Below are 24,390 nucleotides of genomic sequence, written 5' to 3' on the forward strand. Positions count from 1 at the left end.
GCCCAGGCTCGGGAAGGAGGTGATCCTCTTGCCGCCCCCCTTGCTCGCCCTGCACGGCGTGTGCAAGCGCTTCGGCGTCATAGAGGCCCTCCGGGACATCGAGCTGGAGATCCACGCCGGCCAGGTCCTCGCCCTGCTCGGCGACAACGGAGCCGGCAAGTCCACCCTGGTCAAGGTGATCTCCGGGGTCGCTCCCGCGGACAAGGGGACCATCGAGTGGGAGGGCCGGCCCGTTGACATACGGCGTCCCCAAGAAGCCCGGGACCTCGGCATCGCCACCGTCTACCAGGACCTGGCGCTGTGCGGAGGCCTCGACGTCGTCGGCAACCTCTTCCTCGGCCGAGAGCTCCGCAGGTTCGGCTTCCTCGACGAGGTGGAGATGGAGCGCCGCACCGGGCAACTGCTGGAGCGCCTGACCCGGAGCGTCCCCGATCTGCGCGCCCCCCTGGTGTCACTGTCCAGCGGTCAGCGGCAGACCGTCGCCGTCGCCCGCTCGCTCCTCGGCGACCCGCGCGTCCTTCTTCTGGACGAACCGACCGCGGCGCTCGGGTTCGAGCAGACCACCGAAGTCCTCGACCTCGTCGACCGTCTCCGGGATCAGGGCCTGGGGATCCTGCTCATCAGCCACAACATGGGCGATGTGAAGGCCCTCGCGGACCGGGCCGCCGTGCTGCGGCTCGGCCGCAACAACGGCTTCTTCGACGTGAGCACCGCCCCCCAGGAGCAGATCATCTCCTCCATCACGGGCGCCACGGACAACGCGCCCCGCCGGCCGGCCCACCCCGAGGCCGAGTGGTGAAAGGGATGCGTAACATGCCGGACGAGATGCGGGCCGATCCCGCGGCAGTCACCGCAGAAGCCCCTCAGCGCCGCGCCGGGCGGGCCGTCACCCGTGCCATGGCGCGCTGGATCGCCGTCCGGCGGCGCAGGCTGAGCGCCGGTGAGCTGGGCTACCTTCCCGTCACCCTCGTCCTCGCCGCGGTCTGGATCACCTTCCAGTGCATCAACTCCACGTTCCTCTCGCCCCGTAACCTGTCCAACCTCAGCGTGGACATCGTGGGCACGGGCCTCATCGCGGTCGGCATCGTCTTCGTGCTGCTGCTCGGTGAACTCGACCTGTCGGTCGGCTCGATCAGCGGGCTCGCCGCCGCAGTCTTCGCCGTGCTCAGCGTCAACAACGGCGTGCCGGAATGGCTTGCCCTGCTCGCCGCCGTGCTGACGGGCACCGTGGCAGGAGCCCTCCAGGGGTACTCCGTCGCCAGAACCCGGGTGCCTGCCTTCGTGGTCACCCTCGCCGGGCTGCTGACATGGAACGGCCTCATGCTCGCCATCCTCGGCACCAGCGGCACCGTCAACCTCGACGAGAACGGGCTCGTCGCCCAGCTGACCAGCTACTACTTCAGCAACGCCGGCGTCGCCTACGCGGTAGCGGGACTCGCCACAGCTCTGGTCTTCCTCGCCTCCTACCTGAACAGGCGCCGTCGCATGGCCGTCGGCATGCCACACCATCCGCTGCCCACCATCGGGGTGCGCACGGGAGTGGTGGCGGTGATCGCCTTCGCCTCCGCCTATCTGCTGAACCAGTTCCAGGGCCTTCCGCTGGCTCTGCTCATCTTCCTCGCCGTGGTGGCGGGCCTCGACATCATGCTGCGTCGCACGCCCTACGGACGGCAGGTCTACGCGCTGGGGAGCAGCGTGGAGGCGGCCCGTCGCGCCAGTCTCAACGTGACCGGCGTACAGACGGCCGTGCTCGCAGTCTCCGGCACCCTGGCAGCGACCGGCGGCCTGATCCTGGCGTCGCGCATCACGTCGGTGAGCCAGAACTCCGGCTCCGGCGTCCTGCTGCTCAACGCCATCGCTGCCGCCGTCATCGGCGGCACCAGCCTGTTCGGAGGACGCGGTACGACCTGGTCCGCAGTGCTCGGCATACTGGTCATCCAGTCGATCGCCTCGGGCATGGCCCTCACCGAGACGCCCACAGCCGTCCAGTTGGTGATCACAGGCGGGGTGCTCTTCACCGCGGTGGTCATCGACTCCCTGTCCCGGCACAAGCTGCAGGCGCACGGGCGTGCCTGACACTTGCACGGGCGGAACAGGTATGCAAAGACAACGGCTAGATATAATGAGAACGTTTCCGCCGTATGCATATTAGATAAAGAGGCAATTTGGTGTCGGTCGGATGTGGATCAAAATTTCGACACGATTGATGAGATGTGGCTCCCGCCCAAGTGAGCCCGCCACCATCCCCTGGCCCGGCTGAGCCGGGATTTCACAGTCGGCCTTTCCGAGGGGTAGACGGCAGGCGCTTCGGGACCCAGCGCGAGGAAATACCGATGAGGCTCAGATCCGTCCTCTGCTGCACTGCCTCCGCCCTCTCCGCACTGGTGCTGCTCAGCGCCTGCAGCGGCGGCGCCGGCATCACGGCCACGTCGAGCGACGACAAGCCGCTGGTCGGCGTCGACTACCCGCGCTCCGACACCGATTTCTGGAACGCGTACATCAAGTACACGCCAGACTACGCCAAGCAACTCGGCCTCTCGCTCAAGACCACCAACTCGCAGAACGATGTCGCCAAACTCGCCGCCAACGCACAGACACTCATCCTCCAGGGCGTCAAGGGCATCGCGATGGCCCCGCAGAGCACATTTGCCATCGCGCCGATCCTGGCGCAGTTGCAGGCGGCGAAGATCCCGGTCGTCACCATCGACACCCGCCCCGACACCGGCAAGGTCTACATGGTGGTCCGCGCCGACAACCGCGCCTACGGCGAGAAGGCATGCAGGTACCTGGGCACCAAGCTGGACGGCAAGGGCAAGCTCGTGATGCTCCAGGGCGACCTCGCATCGATCAACGGCCGTGACCGGACCGAGGGATTCAACGACTGCATGAGGAAGAACTACCCGGGCATCAAGGTGTTCGGCGAGGCCACCAACTGGGACGGCGCCGTCGCCGCGCAGAAGCTCCAGAACGACCTGACAGCCCACCCGGACATCAAGGGCATCTACCTGCAGTCCAGCCTGGCCCTGTCCGGCACGCTCCACGTGCTCAAGCGGGAAGGGCTGTTGGCCGGGCCCAAGGACAAGAAGCACGTGTTCGTCGTCTCCAACGACGGCATCCCCAGGGAACTCAAGAGCATCTCCAACGGCACCATCGACGCCACCGTGTCCCAGCCGGCCAACCTTTACGCCAAGTACGCCCTGTACTACCTGAAGGCCGCGATAGCCGGGAAGACGTTCAAGCCCGGCAAGACCGACCACGACAGCACCATCGTGCGGGCCCGCGACGGACTTCTGGAAGACCAGCTCTCCGCCCCGCTCGTCACCGCCGACGGCGGCACGTACGGTGGCGTCCCCAGCCTCAAGAGCACCGACACGTCCCTGTGGGGCAACAGCCTCGGCTGACACCGCGTCCGACCGCTGCGTGAACCGCCGGGTCTTCGGCCACCAGCGGTCGAGGGCAGCGGCAAGCCGCCTGGCCAGGTTCTCCTCGGCGATCCACGCCGTCAGCAGAAGATCACTCGTAGTGCCGACACCGACCTGCGACCGGCCGACGACACCAGTAGGCACTCGCAGGCATCCGCTCCACTCCACGTGACCTTCGCTGCTGCAAGGTCGATACTGCCGACAGCAGGATTTCGACCACAGGGCCGCCGATCACCGAAGGTTGCCTGACGCTTCGTCAGGCAAGTCGGCATCAAGTCAGCATCAGGACCGTCAGAACCCGCTTCCACTCACCATGGACCGCCAAGATCGATAACCGACCTTACCCAGCCTGACCAGCAAAGACATGCGTCAGAGGCCCATCTGTCAACCTCACCAGGAGGCACCCATGAAGATGCTGATCAACGTCCCGGAGACCGTCGTGGCGGACGCGCTGCGCGGGATGGCGGCCGCGTATCCCGATCTGACCGTGGACGTGGAGAACCGGGTCATCGTCCGGCGGGACGCTCCGGTGGCCGGGCAGGTCGCGCTGGTGTCCGGTGGCGGGTCGGGGCACGAGCCGCTGCACGGCGGGTTCGTCGGCCCGGGCATGCTCTCCGCCGCCTGTCCCGGAGAGGTGTTCACCTCCCCGGTGCCGGACCAGATGGTGCGGGCCGCCGCGGCCGTGGACAGCGGCGCGGGTGTGCTGTTCGTCGTGAAGAACTACACCGGCGACGTGCTGAACTTCGACATGGCGGCCGAACTGGCCGAGGACGAGGGCATCCAGGTCGCCAAGGTGCTGGTCAACGATGATGTGGCGGTCACGGACAGTCTCTACACGGCCGGACGGCGCGGCACCGGTGCGACGCTGTTCGTGGAGAAGATCGCGGGTGCCGCCGCGGCCGAGGGGCAGCCGCTGGAGCGGGTCGAGTCCATCGGGCGTCAGGTGAACGAGAACTCCCGGAGTTTCGGTGTGGCGCTCAGCGCCTGTACGACCCCGGCGAAGGGCAGCCCCACCTTCGATCTGCCGGACGGAGAACTGGAGTTGGGCATCGGCATCCACGGCGAGCCGGGCCGGGAACGGCGGCCGATGATGACCTCCGGGGAGATCGCCGACTTCGCGGTGAACGCGGTCCTGGAGGACATGCCGCCGCGCAGCCCCGTGCTGGTGCTGGTCAACGGCATGGGCGCCACGCCGCTGCTGGAGCTGTACGGCTTCAACGCCGAGGTGCAGCGGGTGCTGCGCGAGCGCGGGGTCGCCGTGGCCCGCACGCTCGTCGGCAACTACGTCACCTCCCTGGACATGGCGGGCGCGTCGGTGACGCTCTGCCAGGCCGACGAGGAACTGCTGCGGCTGTGGGACGCGCCGGTGAAGACTCCTGCGCTGCGGTGGGGGATGTGATACGGCGGACGAGGCGACCATCACCCGTAGCACGCCGGTCATCACCCCTACCACGCAAGGAGATCCAGTGCTCGACGCCGACTTCTTCCGCCGTTGGATGGCGGCGACCGCCGCGTCCGTGGACCGTGAGGCGGAGCGGCTCACCGCCCTCGACTCGGCCATCGGGGACGCCGACCACGGCAGCAATCTGCAGCGCGGCTTCACCGCCGTGCAGGCCGCCCTGGAGAAGGAGGCGCCGGACACCCCGGGCGCGGTTCTGGTGCTCGCCGGGCGGCTGCTCATCTCCACGGTCGGCGGCGCGTCCGGGCCCCTGTACGGCACGCTGCTGCGCCGGACCGGCAAGGCCCTCGGCGACGCCGCCGAGGTCAGCGAGGAGCAGCTGGCGGAGGCGCTGCGCGCGGGCGTGGACGGGGTGATGGCGCTGGGCGGGGCGGCCCCCGGCGACAAGACGATGATCGACGCCCTGGTGCCGGCCGTGGACGCGCTCGGCGACGGCTTCGCCGCCGCGCGGGCCGCCGCCGAGGAGGGCGCGGTGGCCACCACCCCGCTGCAGGCCCGCAAGGGCCGGGCCAGCTACCTCGGCGAGCGCAGCATCGGGCACCAGGACCCGGGGGCGACCTCGTCGGCGCTGCTCGTCGCCGGTCTCGAAGAGGCGGCGGAGGGCGGACGGTGAGTCAGGAGAAGGTGGTCGGCATCGTGCTGGTGTCGCACAGCGCGGAAGTGGCCGCCTCGGTCGCCGAGTTGGCGAAGGGCCTGGCGGGCGGGGCCCCGGCGGTGCCCGTGGCCCCGGCGGGCGGCACCGAGGGCGGCGGGATGGGCACGAGCGCCGAGCTGATCTCCGCCGCGGCGGCCTCGGTGGACCGGGGCGCCGGGGTGGCGGTGCTCACCGATCTCGGCAGCGCCGTGCTCACCGTGAAGGCGCTGATCGCCGAGGGTGACGAACTGCCGGACGGCGCCCGGCTGGTGGACGCGCCGTTCGTCGAGGGAGCGGTGGCGGCGGTGGTCACCGCCGCCACCGGGGCCGACCTGGACGCGGTGGAGGCCGCGGCGACGGAGGCGTACGGCTACCGCAAGGTGTGACACGGCCGCGGCAGGCCGGCTGGTCATCTGTTCGCGACGAACAGCCTGGCCAGCCGGACTCCTGCGGCGGCGGCCGCCGTGTGGTCCTCGATGGGGCGCACCCGGGAGTGCTTGAAGACGATGTAGGTGACCCCGGAGGGCACCCCGCCGCTGCGCGGGTTGGCCCGGATGCCGAGGGCCCGGGCGGTGGCGTAGGAGGCCTCGCCGATGATGTCGCGCGGGCCGGTGTCGCCGACCACGGCGTACTGCACCCGGCCCCGGTAGACCACGGCGGCGACCGAGCCGCCCCGTACGCCGTGCTCGCGGGGGTTCCAGATGCGGCTGGGGGCCGGGACGACGATGTAGGGCAGGGCCGCGGCGTTGAGATGCCGGCCGTCGGACTGCCGGTAGGCGGTCATGGTGGCGAACTGCGGGTCGGTGCGGCGGTTGCAGCGGGCGGTGGAGCGTCCGTCGCAGTCGATGTCCAGGTCGGCCTTCCAGAAGACGGCGTCCCCGGTGCCGCAGACGGGCACGGTCGCGGGTCTGGCGGCGTCGGTGCGGTACCGGCCGCGGGAGATCTGGTGGCATTCGCCCAGCCGGGCCAGCAGCGCGGTGGCGGCCACCGCGCTCCGGCCGGCGGTCGCGGGCCGGTCCCTGGGCGGGGCGACGGCAGCCGGGTGGTGGAGTGCGGCCGGGTCGTGCAGGGCGGCCGGGTGGTGCAGTTCGGCCGGGGCGTTCAGTGCGGTCGGGACGTGCAGGGCAGCCGGGGCGAGCAGGGCGACGCCGGCCAGGGCAGGCGTCAGCGACGGGACACGCACGATGAGGGGACCCTCTCGTCGGGGACGGGCGGACATCCAGCACACTCTGGTGCGGGTCCCGGCGTCCGTGCGTACCGGTCGCCCGGAAGGGGCTGGATGGAGCACGCTTCTGACGCCTGATGAGGGACAAAAGAACAGATCAGGACAACAGGGGCCGGGGATCGGGAACGAAGCCCGCCCCCGATCCCCCGGCCACCCGCGTCGGCGCGGCTTCGGCGACGACAGCGTGTCCGCGCCAGCGGCATGAACTCCCCTGCCCTCTCGGGAAGTTCAGCCGTAAGGAAGCTCAGCATACGAAACTTTCCGGCATGGTCACCATCGCGGGCCCCACAGGTCACCCGTGCGGCCCTCTTGCCGCATCCGCACCCGCCACGCCATATTGGTCCGGACCTTTACGTGATTGCCCATGCCGCCGGCCCCCGGGGAGGCAGAGCCGTGCGACGCGTTCCGTGGCCGCTCGTGCCGGTCTGCGGGGCCCTGCTGCTGGTCGCGTCCTGCGCCTTGGGCCAGGGCGGCGAAGCCGACGAGGGCCGGGCACCCGGGGCTCCGACCGGGGTCACCGCGCAGGCGGGCAGCGCCACCAGCGTGCACGTGATGTGGAATGCGGTGCCGGACAGCCCCGGTGTCCGCACTTACGAGGTGTACAGCGGCACCAGGAAAGTGCAGGACGTGCCGGGTTCGCGGCACATGGTGGACGTCACCAGGCTCAGGCCGTCCACCGTGTATGCCTTCACCGTGCGGGCCCGGGACACCGAGGGGCGGCTCGGGCCGCCGAGCCGTTCCGTGCGGGCGCGGACCCCGCCCGGCGCGACGGCGGACCGCTCGGCGCCCACCCGGCCGTCGCATCCCGCCGGGCGGGTGCTCGGCGCCCGGGAGGTCCAGCTGTCCTGGAGCGCCTCCCGCGACGACCGGGGCGTGGTGTCGTACGACGTGTACCAGGGCGGGGCGAAGATCCACAGCGTCGGCGGGAGCCAGACCGCGACCGTGGTCACCGGCCTGCGCCCCGGCACCGGCTACGTCTTCACGGTGCGGGCCCGCGACGCCGCCGACAACCTCTCCCCCGCGAGCGCCCCGGTCCGCCTCACGACCCCGGGCACCGACGACGGGCGGGACACCGCGCCCACCGGCTTCACCGCACAGACCCACCGGGCCGGCGGGGCGTACTACCTCGACCTGTCCTGGGATCCGCCGCGCACGGACGGCGTGATCACCGAGTACCAGATCCGGCTGGACGGCGCCGCGGCGACCTCGCTGGTGTGGGGCGGCACTCCCCCGCCCGGGCGGGCGGCCTACAGCTTCTACGTCGGCCGGGCCTCCGGGGACGAGCACCGGGTGCGGCTGCGGGCACGGCTGCCGGACGGCACGTGGGGCGGGTGGTCGCCGGAGCGAACGGTGACCACGGGCGGCTGACGGGCGCAGCAGCCACCCCAGGGGCGCGGGAACCGCGCGACCAGCCACGGACCATGCGCAGACCATGCGCACCCGCCGACACACGGCTCCCGGCAGACGAGTGGGCGACCTCCGCCGCCCGAAGGAAACCGTCACCTGACCGGCCGCCTCCCGGGTGCGGGCACCCCCGTCGCCCCGTTGGCTGCTGCCCAGGCAGCACGGACGCTTCCCGATCCCCGGCGGCGCATGGGACGTTCCGCCGACCGTGCCGCCGGAAGGCCGACCCATGCACACCTCGCCCCTCCTCGTCCGCTGCGGTCTGACCCTGGCGGCCGCCGCGGCGCTCCCGGCCGCCCTCGCCGTGCCGTCCGCCGCGGCCTCGGGCATCTCCGTCAGCACCACCGGGTCGGCCGTCTCGGTGGTCACCGGCGCGTGCTCCGAGATCAACGGCACCTGGGGCAACGCGGCCCTGCTCACCAGCAGGCAGGCGAACTTCTCCCAGGGCCGGCAGTCCGCCTTGTCGGGCACGACCGTCAGCCAGTCCGCGGCCTGGACGGGAGTGCGGCCGGGCACGTACACCGTGGTCGCGTCGGGCTCGGGCTCGGGTTCGGAACCGACGACCTCCTCCACGGCCTCGCCGGCGCCCTCCCGGGGTGTGCTGGGCGGCCTCGGCGGTGCCGCCCGGGACTACGGCACGCTGACGCTGGGCATCGGCGCGGCCCTGGTGAGCACCGGGGCCGTCGTCACGGGCTGGTATCTGCGCCGGCGTTCGAAGCCGCACCGGCTCTGAGGGACCGGCCGCGGGCCCGGTTCAGTGGCGCTCGGGCAGTTCGGGGAACTCCGCCAGGGCGTGGGTGAGCCACTGGGTCCAGAAGGTCTCCAGATCGATGCCGGCCCGCAGCACGAGATGGCGCAGCCGGTCCTCGGGGGCGTCGCGGTCCGGTGGGAAGTCGCGCTGCTCGATCTCCCGGTACTCGGCCAACTGCCGCCGGTGCAGCTCGAGATGGCGGCGCAGGTCCGTCTCCAGGCCCGCCGTGCCGACCACCGCCGCGGCCCGCAGCCGCAGCAGGAGCGTGTCCCGCAGCGGCTTGGGGTCCTGCCCGGCGGCGGTCCAGCGGGCCAGTTCGGCACGGCCCGCGGGCAGGACCTCGTAGCTCTTCTTCTGCCCGCGGGCCGGTGCCTGCGCCGGCAGGGTGCGGATGAGGCCGTCGGCCTCCAGCTTTCCCAGCTCGCGATAGATCTGCTGGTGCGTCGCCGACCAGAAGTAGCCGATCGACTTGTCGAACCGGCGGGTCAGCTCCAGCCCCGACGACGGCTTTTCCAGCAGGGCGGTGAGGATCGCGTGCGGGAGTGACATGGCCTCATCCTAGGGATCGCCCGTACGGGGCCTACAGCGCCGACGCCAGCTCCGTGCCCTGCTTGATGGCCCGCTTGGCGTCCAGCTCGGCCGCGACGTCCGCGCCGCCGATCAGATGGACGCTGCGCCCGGCGGCGGCCAGCTCCTCGTACAGGTCACGGCGCGGCTCCTGGCCGGTGCACAGCACCACCGTGTCGACCTCCAGCACGGTGCTCTCCTCGCCGACGGTGATGTGCAGGCCGGCGTCGTCGATCCGGTCGTAGCGGACGCCCGGGACCATGGTCACGCCGCGGTGCTTGAGCTCGGTGCGGTGGATCCAGCCGGTGGTCTTGCCGAGGCCCGCGCCGACCTTGGTGGTCTTGCGCTGGAGCAGGTGGACCTGGCGGGGCGGGGTGGGCCGCTGCGGCGCGGCGAGGCCGCCCGGAGCCTGGTAGTCCATGTCGACGCCCCAGTTGCGGAAGTACGTCCGGGGGTCCTCGCTCGCCTTGTCCCCGCCGTCGGTGAGGTACTCGGCGACGTCGAAGCCGATACCGCCGGCGCCGAGGATGGCGACCCGGTCGCCGACGGGCGCGCCGTCCCGCAGCACGTCGAGGTAGCCGAGGACGCGCGGGTGGTCGGCGCCGGGGATGTCCGGGGTGCGCGGGGTGACACCGGTGGCGACCACGACCTCGTCGTAGCCGGCCACGGTCTCGGCGGTGACCCAGGTGTCGAGGCGTACGTCGACCCCGTGGGCGTCGAGCTGGTGGCGGAAGTAGCGCAGCGTCTCGTCGAACTCCTGCTTGCCGGGGACCTTGCGGGCGACATTGAGCTGGCCGCCGATCTCGCTCGCGGCGTCGAAGAGCGTGACCTCGTGGCCGCGCTCGGCGGCGCTCACCGCGCAGGCGAGGCCCGCGGGTCCCGCGCCGACGACGGCGACGCGCTTCCTCAGCCGGGTCGGGGAGAGCTCCAGCTCGGTCTCGTGGCAGGCGCGCGGGTTGACCAGGCAGGAGGTGATCTTCCCGCTGAAGGTGTGGTCGAGGCAGGCCTGGTTGCAGCCGATGCAGGTGTTGATGGCCTCGGGCGTCCCGGCGGCCGCCTTGGCGACGAAGTCGGGGTCGGCGAGCATGGGGCGGGCCATGGAGACCATGTCCGCGTAGCCGCCGGCCAGCAACTCCTCGGCGAGTTCCGGGGTGTTGATGCGGTTGGTGGTCACCAGCGGCACGGACACCTCGCCCATGAGCTTCTTGGTGACCCAGGTGTAGGCGCCGCGCGGGACGGAGGTGGCGATGGTGGGGATACGGGCCTCGTGCCAGCCGATGCCGGTGTTGATGATCGTCGCCCCGGCGGCCTCGACCGCCTTGCCCAGGGTGATCACCTCCTCCAGGGAGGAGCCGCCCGGGACCAGGTCGAGCATGGAGAGCCGGTATATGACGATGAAGTCCTCGCCGACGGCCTCGCGCACCCGCTTGACGATCTCGACGGGGAAGCGCATCCGGTTCTCGTAGGAGCCGCCCCAGCGGTCGGTGCGCCGGTTGGTCTGCGCGGCGATGAACTCGTTGATGAGGTAGCCCTCGGAGCCCATGATCTCCACGCCGTCGTAGCCGGCCTGGCGGGCGAGGCGGGCGGCGCGGGCGTAGTCGTCGATGGTCCGCTCGACGTCGGCGTCGGTGAGTTCGCGCGGCACGAAGGGGCTGATCGGCGCCTGCAGCGGGCTGGGTGCGACGAGGTCCTGGTGGTAGGCGTACCGCCCGAAGTGCAGGATCTGCATCGCGATCCGGCCGCCCTCGCGGTGCACGGCCTCGGTGACCACCTTGTGCTGCTCGGCCTCCGCCTCGGTGGTGAGCCTGGCGCCGCCCTCGTACGGCCGGCCCTCGTCGTTGGGCGCGATGCCGCCGGTGACGATGAGACCCACGCCGCCGCGGGCGCGGGCCGCGTAGAACGCCGCCATGCGCTCGAAGCCGCGCTCGGCCTCCTCCAGGCCGACGTGCATGGAGCCCATCAGCACGCGGTTGGGCAGGGTGGTGAAGCCCAGGTCGAGCGGGGTCATCAGATGCGGGTAACGGCTCATCGGGCCCTCCGTGCGCGGTGTCGTCGCCTCTTGTTGTAGAGGACGCGAGAGCCTTTATGCAACTAGTTGCACAACCGTCGAGGGGTGACACCGGCCACTCTGTACCTACTAGTATGTACAGCACGAGCCCGATCCCTGCCCGCCCCGAAAGGACTCCACACCATGCCCTTCGTCCGCATCGACGCGCTCGGCTCCGACCCCGCCCGGCTCGACGCGCTCGGCCAGGCCGTCCAGGACGCCCTGGGGGAGACGCTCGGCGTCCCGCCCGAAGACCGCTTCCAGGTGCTGACCGGCCACGACGGCACCACGAGCACCCTGCGTTACGGCGACCACCTGGGCGTGCGCAAGGACGACGCGGTGGTGTTCGTGGCCGTCACCATGCGCTCGGGGCGCTCCCCGGAGCAGAAGCGCGCGCTCTACCGGCGGATCGCCGAGCTGGTGCACGAGCGCACCGGCACCGCGCCGCGCAATGTCGTCGTCACCGTCACCGAGAACACGTCCGCCGACTGGTCCTTCGGCAACGGCGAGGCGCAGTACGCCCCGGCCGGCGGGGAGCCGGCCGGGGCGTACTCGTAGCGCGAGAGGGTCAGCGGCTGCGCAGCCGCAGATGCAGGTCCCTCTCCTGGTCGCCGGAGGCCGTACAGGTCTCCTCGACGGTGAACATCGAGTCCAGGGTGTGCCGGAACCGGTCCACGGCCCAGTAGCCGCCCTGCACGTCCGCCTGGACGGACGCGTCGAGGTGGACCGGCGGGCAGCCCGGCCCCCGGGCGTCCGCGACGTCGTACGTGCCGAGCCAGACCATCGGCCGGACCTCGTGGAGCTGCTGAGGGATCTCGTCCGCGCCCCGGTCGGAGGCGAAGCAGGACCCCAGCGCGTCGAAGACGAGGCGGGCGTCCTCCTTGGAACCACTGATCTCCACCGTGACGGTTTCGGGATGCGACCGCTCCGTGTGTGCCATTGATCGCTCCTTTCGTGGCGCGCCGCGGTGGAAGGGAGTACCCCGCCGAACCGCGTCCACCCCCAGGAAAGCACCACCTGCCGGTCGGCACACCCCAGCCGGGCTCAGCCGCGGGAGAACTTGTAGGTCTTGCTGTCCGTCAGGATGCAGAAGCCCGGCGACATCACGATCACGCGCAGGATCCCGGTACGGCGGTCGTAGTCGATGCCCTCCGCCTCGAAGGTGCCGGAGCAGGAGCTGCGCAGCGGCAGCTGGCGCAGGGCGGTGACGTGGCCGGTGACGTCCCCGGTGCCGTTCGGCGGGGCGGACAGGTCGATCTGGAGCAGCGGCTTGGTGAGGCCGAAGAGATTGCCGTCCGGGTCGTCGGAGGAGCACAGCAGGGTGGTGGGGCCGGAGAAGTCGCAGCCCTGGACGTCGCGGACGGCGTGGTCGAGGTCGACCGCGGACACCTGCGGGAGGTTCGCCGACGGCGAGGTGGACGGGTTGACGCCGGGGGTGGGGAAGACCAGCAGCCGGTTCATCGTGCCCCACTCGCCCGAGAGCATCCACTGGCCGTCGGGCGAGACGGCGTCCCAGGAGTTGTTCAGGGCCTCGCCCGGGCTCAGCGTGTGGACGTACTCCGACCAGGTGCCGTCGGGCGCCTGCACGCGGTACATCTTCGAGTTGCCGGAGTCCTGCTGGTAGGGCTCGATGTAGTAGCCGTTGTACGAGGCGTCGGGATCGCCGACGTGGTTCCAGCCGCGGCTGGAGACACCGAGGGGAATGGTGCCGATACCGGTGTAGCGGTTGGGACTGTTCGCGGGGACCTCCACGGAGGTCAGTCCCTGGCTCTCGTCCAGCGGCCGGGCGCGGTCGGAGCCGGTCTCCGTCCAGGTGCCGGCGGCGGAGGCGGGCGCGGGTGCGGCGAGGGACACGACGGCGGCGGTGGCGAGGGTGACGAGTCCGCAGAGGACTGCGTGACAACGTTGCCGGGCGGACGCGGGCATGGCCGACTCCTTGGGCGGGGTGCGGGGGGCGGGAACCACTCGGTCGGCGGACAGTCTGGCGTGGCGCGTTAGTCATGTACAGGCCAATGCAGCAACATGAGCGTGAACTCTCCCCGTCCGCCGAACGGGCGTGCAGGATGTCCGGGACAGGAGTTCGGTCCCGGCGTGACGGCTTCGGCGGACGCGCACGGCTGTGGTGAGAGATGGTGGAGGTAACCGGCACGGCGTCGGAGAGTCGGGTGTGAGCGCGGTGGATCAAGGGGAGTCGGCACGGGGGACGGCGTGCCGTGCGGACGGGCGAAGGCGGTGCATGGCATGAGTGCAGCCGAGGCTCCGGTGACGGACGGCGGCGAGCCCGTGCGCGGGCCGGTGCGGCCGGGCGGCCTGCTCGACGTGCTCGGCGTGGCCTCGGTGGTGCTGGACACCACCGGGCGGATCGTGCTGTGGAGCCCGCAGGCGGAGGAGCTGTTCGGGTACAGCGCGGGCGAGGCCCTCGGACAGTACGCGGCCCGGCTCATGGTCCACGAACGCCATTTCGAGCTGGTCGGCAAGCTCTTCGCCGATGTCATGCGCACCGGGCAGAGCTGGGCCGGCGGCTTCCCGATCCGGCACAAGGACGGCAGCACCCGCCTGGTGGAGTTCCGCAACATGCGGCTGCTGGACGACCACGGTGACGTGTACGCCCTCGGTCTCTGCGCCGACCAGTCGACCGTACGGCGCCTCGAGCAGGACGTGGCGCTGTCCGAGCGGATGGTGAAGCAGTCGCCGATCGGTTACGCCGTCCTGGACACCGAGCTGCGGTTCGTCTCGGTCAACCCGGCCCTGGAGCAGATCAACGGGGTGCCGGCCGCCGAGCACGTGGGACGGACGATGCGCGAGGTCCTGCCCATGCTGGACTCCGAGCCGGTGGAGGCCGGCGCCCGGCGGGTGCTGGACACCGGCGTGCCGGTCATCGACAGCACGCTGGTCGGCCGCACCCCCGCCGACCCGGACGAGGACCACACCTGGGCGCACTCGCTGTACCGGCTCGACGACGCCATGGGCAATGTGCTCGGCGTCGCGGTCTCGGTCGTCGACATCACCGAGCAGCACCGGGCCTCCCTGGAGGCGGAGGCCGCACGGCGCCGGCTCGCGGTCATCGCCGACGCATCCGCCCGGATCGGTACGACGCTCGACCTGGACCGCACCGCCTGCGAACTGGCCGAGGTCGCCGTACCGGAACTCGCCGACGTGGCCGCCGTGGACCTGCTCGACTCGGTGGTGGACGGCCGGCGCAGCACGCTGGGACCGTCGGAGTCGGCGATGATCCGGGCCCTCGCGGTGCGCCCGCAGGACGACTCGGACGCGGTACGGGCCGCCGACCCGCCCGGCCGGATCGCGTGGTACGGACCCGACCGGCTGGTCACCGAGTGCGTGCGCTCCGGCGAGGCGGTGCTGGTGCCGCAGGTGAAGGACGAGGACCTGCCGCGCATCGCCCGCTGCGCCGAGTCGGCCGAACTGCTGGACCGCGCGGGACTGCACTCGTATCTCGCGGTACCGCTGATCGCGCGCGGTGAGGTGCTCGGGGCCCTGGACCTCAAACGGACCCGCAATCCGGCGCCGTTCGACAAGGACGACGTCCTGCTCGCCCGGGAGCTGGCCGCCCGCGCGGCCGTGCAGATCGACAACGCGCGCTGGTACCAGAACGCCCGCAACACCGCCCTCACGCTGCAGCGCAGTCTGCTGCCCAGCCGCCCGCCGGAGACGATCGGCCTGGAGGTGGCCTCCCGGTACCAGCCCGCCGGGGCCACCAGCGAGGTCGGCGGCGACTGGTTCGACGTCATTCCCCTGGAGGGCGGCAAGACCGCGCTCGTGGTGGGCGATGTGATGGGCAGTGGGCTCAGCGCGGCCGCGACCATGGGCCGGCTGCGCACGGCGACCACCACGCTGGCCGCCCTGGACCTCGACCCGGCGCTGCTGCTGGAGCACCTGGACAAGACGACGTCGGCCCTGGACCACTCCATCGCGACGTGCATGTACGCCGTGCACGATCCGCATCTGCGGGAGTGCCGGATCGCCAACGCCGGGCATCTGCCGCCGGCCCGTCTCCGCCCGGGCCGCCCGCCGGAACTGCTCGACCTGCCGACCGGGGTCCCGCTGGGCGTGGGCGGGGTCGCCTTCACCACCGTCACCGTCGACTTCGAGCCCGGCGACGAACTCGTCTTCTACACCGACGGTCTGGTGGAGACCCGCCGCCATTCCCTCGACGAACGCCTGGACTTCCTGCTGTCCCTGCTCGACGACCCGGCCCGTCCCCTGGAGGAGACCTGCGACTTCCTGCTGCGCACCCTGCACCACCCCGACAACCACGACGACGTCGCCCTGCTCATCGCGCGGGCGCAGGAACTGCCCTGACGGTTACGGCAGTACGCCGGTCACCACGTGCGCGGACAGCTCCTCCGACACCGCCAGACGGGCCGTCAGGCCTGCGTCGGTGAAGATCCGTGCGGCGGCCGGTGCCTGGCGCTCGCTGGTCTCGGTCAGCAGACAGCCGCCCGGTGCGAGCCACTCGGGCGCCCCGGCGGCCACCCGGCGCAGCACGTCCAGACCGTCGGCGCCGCCGTCCAGGGCGACGCGCGGTTCGTGGTCGCGGGCCTCGGCCGGCAGCAGGGGCAGTTCGGCGGTGGGGACGTACGGCACGTTGGCGGTCAGGATGCCGACGCGGCCGCGCAGCGCGGCGGGCAGGGCGTCGTAGAGGTCGCCCTGGTGGGCCCGGCCGTCGAAGGCGGCGAGGTTGCGCGAGGCACAGCGTACGGCGGCCGGGTCGATGTCGGCCGCGTGCACCTCGGCTCCGTCCAGGGCGGCGGCGAGGGCCGCGCCGAGCGCGCCCGAGCCACAGCACAGGTCCACGACGACACCCGCCCGCGGCGCCTGGGCCAGCGCCTGGTCGACCAGGAACTCGGTACGGCGGCGGGGGACGAACACCCCCGGTTCCACCGCGACCCGCACACCGTGGAACTCGGCCCAGCCCAGGACGTGTTCGAGCGGAAGCCCGGCGGCGCGCCGTTCCACCATCGAGGCCGCTTCCTCGGGCGTGCCGGCGGTGGCGAGGATCAACTCCGCCTCGTCCTCGGCGAAGACGCACCCGGCGGCGCGCAGCGCCGAGACGAGGGTGGCTTGGGAGGAAGGGGAAGAGGAGGACAGGGAACCAGAAGACGACATGGGCGCCGAAAGCCTTTCGGAGCGCGGGACTTCAGGGCGCTCTCGCGGTCACCGCTGCCGGTGCACCGTCCGCGACCGGACGGCCACCATACCGCAAGGGGTGCACCCGGTTTCCTGCGGGAAAAACACGTGGCGCGGTGCCGGGGCGGGCGGCTACGCTCGCCGCGATGACGACTCACGCCTCGCAGAGATTGGGGGTCCCGTCCGCGCAAGGTGAGCGCTGATGCTCCCTTCCACCGCGTACGGGGATTCCCGGCTTTCCTTGTGGCTACGCGTACGGACGTATGCCGTGCCACCGTCCATGATCGAGCTCGCCACCGGTCGCCGCGCCGCCGGGGACTGGGCGGGGGCCTGTGCCGCCGCCCGGATCGACGTCGACCTCGATCTGCGTTCCATTGCCCGCGCCCACGGCCGGGAGATCGCGGCCCGGCTCCGCGCCGACCTCCGCCGTCTCGCCCCGGACCTGCTGCGCTGGCACATGCCGAGGATCGCGCCCGACGGGCTGCTACGCCCCGGCCTGACCCTGACGCTGGCCCGGTACGAGCGGCCCGGCCGGGCCGGCCCGCTGCATCTCGTGGCCCGTACCCCACCGGCCTGGGCGGACGCCGGCCAGCGGATCACCCTCGCCCTGTTCGATCCGGCCGAGGCGCCCACCGGCCGCCATCCGCATCCCCGCCCGAACCGCCGCTACCGGCTCGATCTGCACAGGCACCTGTGGGACGCGACCAGGGCCGGCGAGCTGCGCGACCGGTCGGGCGCCGGCGGTCCCGCGCCGCCCGACCGCGATCCGCTGGGTCTCGTCCCGCCGGGGCACGGCTGTGCCGTCGGCCGGTGGACGGCCGAGGCGGGCATCCTGCTGCGCGCCGAAGGACACTCCGGCGGAACCTTCGCCGTACGACTCGGCGGCCGTCGCCGTCTGGTGCTGGCGGTGGCGGCGGACGGGAGCGACGCGCAGGATCCCGCCGAACACCGACGCGGGACCGACCCGGCCGGACCGCCCACGGACCCGGCGGCCGGCCCCCGGCGCCATGGCCGACCGCACCACCTCGCGGATGAGGGCAACGCCCCGAACCGGGCCGAGAACCGGCGCGGGGCCGACGCGGCCGGCGGGCCGCCGGGCCCGGGCGGGCTCCTGGACCAGGTCGCAGGCCGTGGCGGCGCGCCGGGCCTGCGGATCGTCGACGAGCCTCCGCCGGGCGGTCTGTCCGCCGTGCCGGTGCTGCCCGATGCGGCGACCTGGGTGGCGCCCGATCTGGAGTTGCTGCGTGCCGGGCTGCTCGGCGCGGACCGGCTGCATCCCCTGGTCGCCGCCGCGCTGTCGCCCGGCCACTCGGCGCCGGGTGTGGTCCGCGATCCGGATCCGGTGGAACAGGCGCGGCGGGTGGAGTGCCGGGGAGCCACGCACCGGATCGGCCTGGTCGACGGCGTCCTGGTGCCGCTGGACCACGACCCGGAGGAGATCCGGCGGGAGGAGCTGCTGGCCGCGCTCGGCGGGCCGCCGCTGCCCTGTCTGCGGGTCATCGACGAGGCGCACCGGCGCCCCGACTGCCTCGCCGGTGTCCGGGAACGGCTGGACCACGGGGACACCGAAGGCGCCCTCGTCGTGGTCGAGGGGCTGCTGGGTCCCGGCGCGGTGCTGCGCGAGGGACCCCTGCGGGACGAGCTCACGGCGGCCGCCGAGCGGCGTATCGCCTACGGGCTGTACCGGGCCGGTCTGACCGGCTCCGGCGGCACCTCCACCGACCCGGGCCGCCGCACCGGCCGAGGCCGCCGCCCCACCCGACGGCAGTCCCGCTCCGTCACCTTCTTCTGAACCCCTTTTCTTTCCACCGACTTCACCCCCTCCTACATCCTTCAGGTGATCCCACATGACCGCTGCCACCGCTCCTGTCTCCCTCGCCCCTCAACTCGATGTAGCCGAAGCCCTGTTGGACCTGCTCCGCGAGACGACCACCGAACCCCGCACCGACGTACAGCTGGAGGCGCTGACCCTGGCCGTGGCCGCCGATCTTCCGGTGCTGCTGTGGGGCGAGCCCGGCATCGGCAAGACGGCGGCACTGACCCAGCTGGCCGCCGCCCTGGACCTGCCGCTGACGACCGTGATCGCGAGCGTCCACGAGCCGTCCGACTTCTCCGGCCTGCCCGTCGTCGGAGACGATCCGGCGGTGCAGGGCGTCCCGATGGCCCCGCCGGACTGGGCCGTGCGGCTCGTACGGGCCGGGCGGGGCCTGCTGTTCCTGGACGAGCTGTCCACCGCTCCCCCGGCGGTGCAGGCGGCCCTGCTGCGGCTGGTGCTGGAGCGGCGGATCGGCGCGCTGCGGCTGCCGCCCGGGGTGCGGATCGTGGCCGCCGCCAACCCGCGCTCCTCGGCGGCCGACGGCTGGGAGCTCAGCCCGCCGCTGGCCAACCGGTTCGTGCATCTGCAGTGGGCCCACGACCACGACGTCGTCGTACGGGGTCTCGGCGGGACCTGGCCGCGGGCGGCCCTGCCCGCGCTCGACCCCGAGCGGCTGTCCGAGGCCGTGGCCTTCGCCCGGCGCGCGGTGTGCGCATTCCTCGTCGCGCGGCCGGGGTTGGTGCACCGGCTGCCGAGCGGCGAGAGCCGCCGGGGCGGCGCATGGCCGTCGCCCCGGAGCTGGGAGGCGACCCTGCGGCTGATCGCCTTCGCGACCGCCGCCGGATCGTCGCGGGACGTGCTGTCGCTGCTGGTCCGGGGCACCGTGGGGGACGGGCCCGGGCTGGAACTGCTGGCGAGTCTGGACCGGATGGACCTGCCCGACCCCGAGACGCTGCTCGCCGACCCGGCGGGTGCCGAACTTCCCGAGCGCGGGGATCTGCGGCAGGCCGTGCTCGACGGCGTGGTGGACGCGGTCCGAGGGCGCCCCGAGCGGGCGCGCTGGGACGCGGCCTGGGCCTTGCTGGTGCGGGCGATGGAGACCGGGGCACCGGACGTGGTGGTCGTCCCGGCGACCACGCTGGCCGCCCTGCGCCGGGAGGGCTGGGACGTGCCGGCGGCGGTCGAGCGGCTCGCCGGGGTGGTGTCGCTGTCCCGGCGGGCCGACCAGGCCGCCCGGGTCGCCGGGGCACGCCGATGACGGCGGACGCACCCGCCGCGCTGGACCGCGGCAAGCTGTTCGCCGCGCGGCTGCACGCGGCCCGGGCCCGCCCCTACCTGGCGACCGCCCTGTTCGCGCTGCGGCCGGTGGAGTCCCGGGAGGTTCCGACGATGGGCGTCGACCGGTACTGGCGGTGCTATGTCTCCCCGGCGTTCGTGGACCGCACACCGGTGGCGGAACTGGCGGCGGTGTGGGTGCACGAGGTGGCGCATCTGCTGCGCGACCATCACGGGCGCGGCGACCGGTTCGCCCGTGAGCACCAGCTGACCGGGCCGGCGGAGCGGCTGCGCATGAACATCGCCGCCGACTGCGAGATCAACGACGATGTGTACGGCGACGGGCTGGTGCGGCCCGAAGACGCCGTGACGCCAGGGACGCTGGGGCTGCGGCCGGGCGAGCTCATGGAGGACTACCTGCGGCAGTTCCGGCTCGGGCCGCGCCTTGCCCGGCTGGCCTGGCTGGACTGCGGCAGCGGCGCCGACGGGCGGGACCGCGGCTGGGAGCTGGGGCCGGACGGTGCGCACGGGCTGAGCGAGCAGGAGCGGGACGCGGTCCGGTTCCGGGTGGCGCAGGGCATCAAGGGCCACCCGGGCAGCGCCCCGCAGGGCTGGCGGCGGTGGGCGGAGGAGGTGTTCCATCCGCCGCAGCCGTGGCGGCAGTTGCTGGGCTCGGCACTGCGGTCGGCGGTCTCCGCTCCGGGGGTGGGCGAGGACTACAGCCACGGCCGGCCGGCGCGGCGTTCGGCGGCGCTGCCCGGGATCGTCCTGCCGAGTCTGCGGCGCAGGCCGCCCCGGGTGTGCGTCGTCATCGACACTTCGGGGTCGGTCAGCGACGCCGAACTGGGCAGCGCGCTGCTGGAGGTGACCGCGATCTGCCGGGCCGTGGGCGGCCGGCGGGACCTGGTCTCCGTGCTGTCCTGCGACGCCGCCGCCCAGACCGTGCAGCCACTGTGCCGGACGGAGGGCATCGAACTGGTGGGCGGCGGCGGGACGGATCTGCGCACCGGGTTCGCCCGCGCGCTGCGGACCCGGCCCGACGCCGTCGTGGTCCTGACCGACGGTCAGACGCCGTGGCCGGACGAACGGCCGCCGTGCCGCACGGTGGTGGGGCTGTTTCCGCGGGTCGGCGGCTCGTACGACGAGAACCGTCCCGACTACCAGCCGGACGCGCCGCCGGCGTGGGCGCGGGTGGTGACGATCGGGTCGGCGGCGGGGTGACGGGGTGGGACGCCGGCACCCGCGCCGCCGAAGTACCGGCACAGGGCTGGGTCAGACGCCGACCGTTTCCTCGACCTCTTCCTCGGCCTCCTCCTCGGCCGCCCGCGCCGCCTCCCGCTCGGTGGGCAGAACGGCCGGCGTGACGGTCGCCTCGGCCTCGGTCGTAGCGGTGCCGGGGTGGCCGACCGCGTGCCGGGCCCGGCGGGGACGCTCGTAGAGGGCCGCGATCCCGGTCACGACGAGGCCCACGAGCAGCCAGACCACGAGCGTCGACACGTTGCGCGACAGACCGTCGTCGCCGAAGTACAGCAGGCTGCGGACGCCCTCGACGAAGCCGGCGCCGTTCCAGAAGGCGTGCAGCGTGCCGAAGAAGCCGTTCTGCAGCTCGGGGCGGAACAACCCGCCGGAGCTGGTGAAGTTGAGCATCACGAACAGCACCATCATGGTGAGCGTGGTCCACCGCTTGAGGAAGGTGTGCAGGCCGACGCCGATGAAGAGGATGCCGGCCGAGTACAGCCAGGCCATGCCCCAGACGCCCGCGAGGTCGTGGCGGGCGAGGTGGAACACCGGTCCGGCGAGGAGCGCTCCGATGCCGCTGACCGCGGCGGAGACACCGAGCGTGAGCAGCGCCCGTACCCGCATCGAGAGGGCGGCGCCCGCGGCACCGAGGGCGGCGACCGAGGCGTAGGAGCCGATGCTGAGGGCGATCAGCAGGAAGAACAGGCCCTGGCCTGTGGGGTCGTCGGCGACCGGCTCGGCCACGTCGGTGACCTTCAGCGGCACGCCCTGCTCGGCGGCGACCGGCGTGAAGACCTTCTCGACCGCCGTCGCGCCCATGTCGGAGGCGGCGCTCGCCACCAGCAGCTCGGGCGCCTTGGCGCTGGGCACATAGGCGCCGGTCACCTGGCGGGACTCCAGCAGGTCGACGGCGTCGGCGCGGGTCGCGACCGTGCGGACGTCCAGCTTGTCCCCGGCGGTGTCCTTGACCGTCTGAGCGAAGACCTTGGCCTTCGGGGCGCTGCCGACGACGGCGACCGGCAGGTGGTGCGGCTCCGGGGTCACGAACGCCCCCATGTACGCGAGCCCCATGCCTATGCACATCAGCAGCGGGGTGATCAGGTGCGTGAGCACATGGCGCAGTGCCGGTGACCTCATCGCGCGCGAACCTCCAAAGGTTGGCTTATACAACTTTACATTCAAGTTGTACTATACAACTAGAACGCCGGAGGAGGTATTCCCGTGAGCGCAGCGGAGTCGGCCGTCGAGACGATCCAGCGCGAGATGACCATCTTCGCCCGCCGGGCCCGGGCCTCGGCGGGCCGTATGCACCCCGAGCTGTCCCTGGTGTCGTACACCCTGCTCGGCCACCTGGAGGAGCGGGGCGGCTGCCGGGCGACGGATCTCGCCGCCCACTACGCGCTGGACAAGTCCACCGTCAGCCGCCAGGTGGCCGCTCTGGAGCGGGCCGGGCTGATCGAGCGCCGCCTGGACCCGGAGGACCACCGGGTCCAGGTGCTGCATCTGACGGAGGCCGGCCGGGAGATCCTCGCCCAGGTCACCCGCAGCCGCCGGGCCGCGTTCCGCGCGCGGCTCGCGGGCTGGCCGGAGGAGGACCTGGTGCGCTTCGCGGCCTACCTGGAGCGGTACAACGCGGATCCCGGGGAGACCGGGGCCGGCTGAGGGTCACCGGGACCCGGGCGCGTCCCGGCCCGTGCCGGTCACGCCACCGGGACCTCGGCCCGCCCGCCGGCCAGCCGCTCCGGGGCGCGCGCCGCGAGGAACGCCGTACGGCGGCGCAGCCTGAAGCCGAGGGACTCGTACAGCCGGATAGCGCCCGTGTTCTGGGCGCTGGCGTGCAGGAAGGGCGTCTCGCCGCGCTCCCGTATGCCGTGCGCGACCGCGAGGATCAGCCGGGTGGCGAGGCCTTCGCCGCGGAAGGCGGGGTCGGTGCAGACCGCGCTGATCTCGGTGAAGCCCGGCGGGTGCAGCCGCTCCCCCGCCATGGCGATCAGCGCCCCGGCACGGCGGATGCCGAGGTAGGTGCCGAGTTCGACGGTGCGCGGCAGGAACGGCCCGGGCCGGGTGCGGGCCACGAGGTCGAGCATCTCGGGTACGTCCGCCGGGCCGAGGCGCACCGCCTCCGTGTCCGGCGCGGCGGCGAGGCCGTCGTCCACGAACTGCACGCCGTCGATCCGGAAGGTGATCTCCCAGCCGTCCGGCACCTCGCCGCCGTAGCCCGCCAGCGGGATCTCCGCGCCTGGACCGGCCAGCGCGGCCAGGTCCGCCCAGTCCCGGGCGTCCGGTTCGTCGGGCAGCGCCAGCCAGGGAGAGACGTCGACGGGGTAGCGCAGCACACGGCCGCGCCGCTGGGCGAAGTGGGCGTGCGGTCCGGTCAGCGAGGCGAGGGCGGGGTTGTCGAGGACGTGCGGGGCGTCGGCGGCGGGCCCGTCGCCGACGCCCGCTCCGGCTATGAGGCTCACGCGGCCACCTCGATCACGATCTTGCCGAGGGCGTGCCCGTCCTCGACGGCGCGCAGCGCCTGGCCGGCCTGCTCCAGCGGGAAGACGCGGGTGACGTGCGGATTCAGGGCGCCGCGTACGGCGAGGTCGGCCACCGCCTCGAGGACGGCGGCGGTGCGGACCCGCTGGACGGCGGCGCCGCCGAGCGCGGCCACGGCCTGCTGCGGCGAGCCCGCGGTGACCAGCTTGGCGCGGTCCTTCAGCAGTTCCGCGGCCTCGGTGAGGACCGGGCCGCCCACCAGGTCGTACACCCCGTCGATCCCGTCCGGCGCGGCGGACCGCACCCGCTCGACCAGATCGGGGCCGGAGGAGACGTGCACCGCGCCCAGCGACTCCACGAACTCCTTCTTGCCCTCGCTCGCCACGCCCACGACCCGCAGTCCGAAGGCGCGGGCGATCTGCACGGCCGCACTGCCGACGCCGCCGCCCGCGCCCGTCACCAGCAGGGTCGAGCCACCGGGCAGGTCGAGCTGGCGGACGCCGTCGTAGGCGGTGGCGGCGGCGACCGGGAGGGTGGCGGCGTCACGGAAGGACAGCGCGGCGGGTTTGTGGGCGGTCACGTCGGCGGTGAGCAGGGCGTACTCGGCGTATGCGCCGTGGGCGGCGCCGCCGAACACCTCGTCGCCGACGGCGAAGCCGGTGACTCCGGGGCCGACCTCCGCGACGACGCCGGCGGCCTCGCTGCCGAAGACCACCGGAAAGACACGCTCGCCCTCGCCGGGGCGGCGAAAGCCCTGGCGCAGCTTCCAGTCGACGGGATTGACGCCCGCCGCGCGGACCGCGATCAGGATCTCGCCCCGGCCCGGACCGGGGCGGTCCAGATCGATCAGCGCCTCGGCCTCCGGTCCCCCGTGCCGCGTGTAGACATACGCCTTGGACATGCAGTTTCCCTCGCTTCTGTC

Annotated in this window: 23 protein-coding genes; 14 read left to right on the forward strand and 9 right to left on the reverse strand. The window is 72.7% G+C overall.

What is annotated here, in order from left to right; all coding sequences use genetic code 11:
* The first annotated feature begins 28 nt into the window (after positions 1-28).
* The 6 genes from ACQPXS_RS07415 to ACQPXS_RS07440 all read left to right on the forward strand — a co-directional run bounded on the left by ACQPXS_RS07415 (position 29) and on the right by ACQPXS_RS07440 (position 5,901).
* On the forward strand, positions 29-799 hold the full coding sequence (locus ACQPXS_RS07415; RefSeq protein ID WP_433448139.1) for an ATP-binding cassette domain-containing protein: 771 nt from the start codon (positions 29-31) through the stop codon (positions 797-799).
* A 5-nt stretch (positions 800-804) separates the two neighbouring features.
* Positions 805-2,076 (forward strand): sugar ABC transporter permease, encoded by a 1,272-nt coding sequence (locus tag ACQPXS_RS07420; RefSeq protein ID WP_433448141.1) that lies wholly within the window; start codon positions 805-807, stop codon positions 2,074-2,076.
* A gap of 257 nt (positions 2,077-2,333) precedes the next feature.
* On the forward strand, positions 2,334-3,401 hold the full coding sequence (locus ACQPXS_RS07425) for a sugar ABC transporter substrate-binding protein (protein ID WP_433448143.1): 1,068 nt from the start codon (positions 2,334-2,336) through the stop codon (positions 3,399-3,401).
* A gap of 427 nt (positions 3,402-3,828) precedes the next feature.
* Positions 3,829-4,821 carry a dihydroxyacetone kinase subunit DhaK gene (dhaK, locus tag ACQPXS_RS07430; RefSeq protein WP_356308178.1) on the forward strand — a complete coding sequence of 331 codons (993 nt, stop codon included), beginning with the start codon at positions 3,829-3,831 and terminating at the stop codon, positions 4,819-4,821.
* Positions 4,822-4,888: 67 nt separating this feature from the next.
* Complete coding sequence (gene dhaL, locus ACQPXS_RS07435) at positions 4,889-5,494, forward strand: dihydroxyacetone kinase subunit DhaL (protein WP_356308176.1); 606 nt, start codon at positions 4,889-4,891, stop codon at positions 5,492-5,494.
* Positions 5,491-5,901: a PTS-dependent dihydroxyacetone kinase phosphotransferase subunit DhaM gene (locus ACQPXS_RS07440; RefSeq protein ID WP_356308174.1), complete on the forward strand. Its 411-nt coding sequence runs from the start codon at positions 5,491-5,493 to the stop codon at positions 5,899-5,901. The genes dhaL and ACQPXS_RS07440 overlap by 4 nt, the downstream gene beginning before the upstream one ends.
* 23 nt (positions 5,902-5,924) lie before the next feature.
* On the opposite strand, the gene ACQPXS_RS07445 is transcribed toward ACQPXS_RS07440, so the two are convergent.
* Entirely contained in the window at positions 5,925-6,698 is a 774-nt protein-coding gene (locus ACQPXS_RS07445) for a glycoside hydrolase family 75 protein (protein ID WP_433455742.1), read from the reverse strand.
* Positions 6,699-7,133: 435 nt separating this feature from the next.
* Here ACQPXS_RS07445 and ACQPXS_RS07450 point away from each other — a divergent pair, with 435 nt between their 5' ends.
* Entirely contained in the window at positions 7,134-8,108 is a 975-nt protein-coding gene (locus ACQPXS_RS07450; RefSeq protein WP_433448147.1) for a fibronectin type III domain-containing protein, read from the forward strand.
* 265 nt (positions 8,109-8,373) lie between these two features.
* A complete protein-coding gene (locus ACQPXS_RS07455; RefSeq protein ID WP_433448149.1) occupies positions 8,374-8,877 on the forward strand; it encodes a hypothetical protein in 504 nt (167 codons plus the stop codon).
* Between the two features lie 21 nt (positions 8,878-8,898).
* Here the strand turns inward: ACQPXS_RS07455 and ACQPXS_RS07460 are convergent, their stop codons facing one another.
* On the reverse strand, positions 8,899-9,444 hold the full coding sequence (locus tag ACQPXS_RS07460; protein WP_433448152.1) for a PadR family transcriptional regulator: 546 nt from the start codon (positions 9,442-9,444) through the stop codon (positions 8,899-8,901).
* Positions 9,445-9,475: 31 nt separating this feature from the next.
* A complete protein-coding gene (locus ACQPXS_RS07465; RefSeq protein ID WP_433448155.1) occupies positions 9,476-11,491 on the reverse strand; it encodes an FAD-dependent oxidoreductase in 2,016 nt (671 codons plus the stop codon).
* Between the two features lie 162 nt (positions 11,492-11,653).
* Between ACQPXS_RS07465 and ACQPXS_RS07470 the strand changes: the two genes are divergently transcribed.
* Positions 11,654-12,067 (forward strand): tautomerase family protein, encoded by a 414-nt coding sequence (locus ACQPXS_RS07470; RefSeq protein WP_433448157.1) that lies wholly within the window; start codon positions 11,654-11,656, stop codon positions 12,065-12,067.
* A 10-nt stretch (positions 12,068-12,077) separates the two neighbouring features.
* On the opposite strand, the gene ACQPXS_RS07475 is transcribed toward ACQPXS_RS07470, so the two are convergent.
* A complete protein-coding gene (locus ACQPXS_RS07475; protein ID WP_351604009.1) occupies positions 12,078-12,449 on the reverse strand; it encodes a hypothetical protein in 372 nt (123 codons plus the stop codon).
* Positions 12,450-12,553: 104 nt separating this feature from the next.
* Entirely contained in the window at positions 12,554-13,435 is an 882-nt protein-coding gene (locus ACQPXS_RS07480) for a hypothetical protein (protein ID WP_433448161.1), read from the reverse strand.
* Positions 13,436-13,750: 315 nt separating this feature from the next.
* On the opposite strand from ACQPXS_RS07480, the gene ACQPXS_RS07485 reads away from it, so the two are divergent.
* A complete protein-coding gene (locus tag ACQPXS_RS07485; protein ID WP_433448163.1) occupies positions 13,751-15,829 on the forward strand; it encodes a SpoIIE family protein phosphatase in 2,079 nt (692 codons plus the stop codon).
* 3 nt (positions 15,830-15,832) lie between these two features.
* Here the strand turns inward: ACQPXS_RS07485 and ACQPXS_RS07490 are convergent, their stop codons facing one another.
* Positions 15,833-16,636, reverse strand: coding sequence for a putative protein N(5)-glutamine methyltransferase (locus ACQPXS_RS07490; protein WP_433448165.1), 804 nt, complete (start codon positions 16,634-16,636; stop codon positions 15,833-15,835).
* A 223-nt stretch (positions 16,637-16,859) separates the two neighbouring features.
* Here ACQPXS_RS07490 and ACQPXS_RS07495 point away from each other — a divergent pair, with 223 nt between their 5' ends.
* Genes ACQPXS_RS07495 through ACQPXS_RS07505 form a run of 3 tightly spaced genes read left to right on the forward strand, consistent with a single transcriptional unit; the run spans position 16,860 to position 20,969 of the window.
* Entirely contained in the window at positions 16,860-18,449 is a 1,590-nt protein-coding gene (locus ACQPXS_RS07495) for a hypothetical protein (protein ID WP_433448167.1), read from the forward strand.
* A 55-nt stretch (positions 18,450-18,504) separates the two neighbouring features.
* Positions 18,505-19,731: an AAA family ATPase gene (locus ACQPXS_RS07500; protein ID WP_433448169.1), complete on the forward strand. Its 1,227-nt coding sequence runs from the start codon at positions 18,505-18,507 to the stop codon at positions 19,729-19,731.
* Entirely contained in the window at positions 19,728-20,969 is a 1,242-nt protein-coding gene (locus ACQPXS_RS07505; RefSeq protein ID WP_433448171.1) for a vWA domain-containing protein, read from the forward strand. Before ACQPXS_RS07500 ends, ACQPXS_RS07505 begins: the two co-directional genes overlap by 4 nt.
* 51 nt (positions 20,970-21,020) lie before the next feature.
* Here ACQPXS_RS07505 and ACQPXS_RS07510 read toward each other — a convergent pair whose 3' ends face one another.
* Positions 21,021-22,124: a hypothetical protein gene (locus ACQPXS_RS07510; protein WP_433448173.1), complete on the reverse strand. Its 1,104-nt coding sequence runs from the start codon at positions 22,122-22,124 to the stop codon at positions 21,021-21,023.
* Between the two features lie 126 nt (positions 22,125-22,250).
* Between ACQPXS_RS07510 and ACQPXS_RS07515 the strand changes: the two genes are divergently transcribed.
* On the forward strand, positions 22,251-22,649 hold the full coding sequence (locus tag ACQPXS_RS07515) for a MarR family winged helix-turn-helix transcriptional regulator (RefSeq protein WP_433455744.1): 399 nt from the start codon (positions 22,251-22,253) through the stop codon (positions 22,647-22,649).
* 38 nt (positions 22,650-22,687) lie between these two features.
* Here the strand turns inward: ACQPXS_RS07515 and ACQPXS_RS07520 are convergent, their stop codons facing one another.
* Both ACQPXS_RS07520 and ACQPXS_RS07525 read right to left on the reverse strand, forming a co-directional pair.
* Entirely contained in the window at positions 22,688-23,449 is a 762-nt protein-coding gene (locus ACQPXS_RS07520) for a GNAT family N-acetyltransferase (RefSeq protein ID WP_433448175.1), read from the reverse strand.
* Entirely contained in the window at positions 23,446-24,369 is a 924-nt protein-coding gene (locus ACQPXS_RS07525) for an NADP-dependent oxidoreductase (protein ID WP_433448177.1), read from the reverse strand. Before ACQPXS_RS07525 ends, ACQPXS_RS07520 begins: the two co-directional genes overlap by 4 nt.
* Positions 24,370-24,390: the final 21 nt, after the last annotated feature.

The organism is Streptomyces sp. CA-142005 (assembly GCF_050942335.1).
Taxonomy (GTDB): Bacteria; Actinomycetota; Actinomycetes; order Streptomycetales; family Streptomycetaceae; genus Streptomyces.

Bases quoted from the DNA above. Each gene is read 5' to 3' on its own strand.
- ACQPXS_RS07420 (WP_433448141.1), top strand. From the start codon at position 805: ATGCGTAACATGCCGGACGAGATGCGGGCCGATCCCGCGGCAGTCACC.
- ACQPXS_RS07425 (WP_433448143.1), top strand. From the start codon at position 2,334: ATGAGGCTCAGATCCGTCCTCTGCTGCACTGCCTCCGCCCTCTCCGCA.
- dhaK (WP_356308178.1), top strand. From the start codon at position 3,829: ATGAAGATGCTGATCAACGTCCCGGAGACCGTCGTGGCGGACGCGCTG.
- ACQPXS_RS07455 (WP_433448149.1), top strand. From the start codon at position 8,374: ATGCACACCTCGCCCCTCCTCGTCCGCTGCGGTCTGACCCTGGCGGCC.
- ACQPXS_RS07460 (WP_433448152.1), bottom strand. From the start codon at position 9,444: ATGTCACTCCCGCACGCGATCCTCACCGCCCTGCTGGAAAAGCCGTCG.
- ACQPXS_RS07465 (WP_433448155.1), bottom strand. From the start codon at position 11,491: ATGAGCCGTTACCCGCATCTGATGACCCCGCTCGACCTGGGCTTCACC.
- ACQPXS_RS07470 (WP_433448157.1), top strand. From the start codon at position 11,654: ATGCCCTTCGTCCGCATCGACGCGCTCGGCTCCGACCCCGCCCGGCTC.
- ACQPXS_RS07475 (WP_351604009.1), bottom strand. From the start codon at position 12,449: ATGGCACACACGGAGCGGTCGCATCCCGAAACCGTCACGGTGGAGATC.
- ACQPXS_RS07480 (WP_433448161.1), bottom strand. From the start codon at position 13,435: ATGCCCGCGTCCGCCCGGCAACGTTGTCACGCAGTCCTCTGCGGACTC.
- ACQPXS_RS07485 (WP_433448163.1), top strand. From the start codon at position 13,751: ATGAGTGCAGCCGAGGCTCCGGTGACGGACGGCGGCGAGCCCGTGCGC.
- ACQPXS_RS07490 (WP_433448165.1), bottom strand. From the start codon at position 16,636: ATGTCGTCTTCTGGTTCCCTGTCCTCCTCTTCCCCTTCCTCCCAAGCC.
- ACQPXS_RS07495 (WP_433448167.1), top strand. From the start codon at position 16,860: ATGCTCCCTTCCACCGCGTACGGGGATTCCCGGCTTTCCTTGTGGCTA.
- ACQPXS_RS07500 (WP_433448169.1), top strand. From the start codon at position 18,505: ATGACCGCTGCCACCGCTCCTGTCTCCCTCGCCCCTCAACTCGATGTA.
- ACQPXS_RS07505 (WP_433448171.1), top strand. From the start codon at position 19,728: ATGACGGCGGACGCACCCGCCGCGCTGGACCGCGGCAAGCTGTTCGCC.
- ACQPXS_RS07510 (WP_433448173.1), bottom strand. From the start codon at position 22,124: ATGAGGTCACCGGCACTGCGCCATGTGCTCACGCACCTGATCACCCCG.
- ACQPXS_RS07515 (WP_433455744.1), top strand. From the start codon at position 22,251: ATGACCATCTTCGCCCGCCGGGCCCGGGCCTCGGCGGGCCGTATGCAC.
- ACQPXS_RS07525 (WP_433448177.1), bottom strand. From the start codon at position 24,369: ATGTCCAAGGCGTATGTCTACACGCGGCACGGGGGACCGGAGGCCGAG.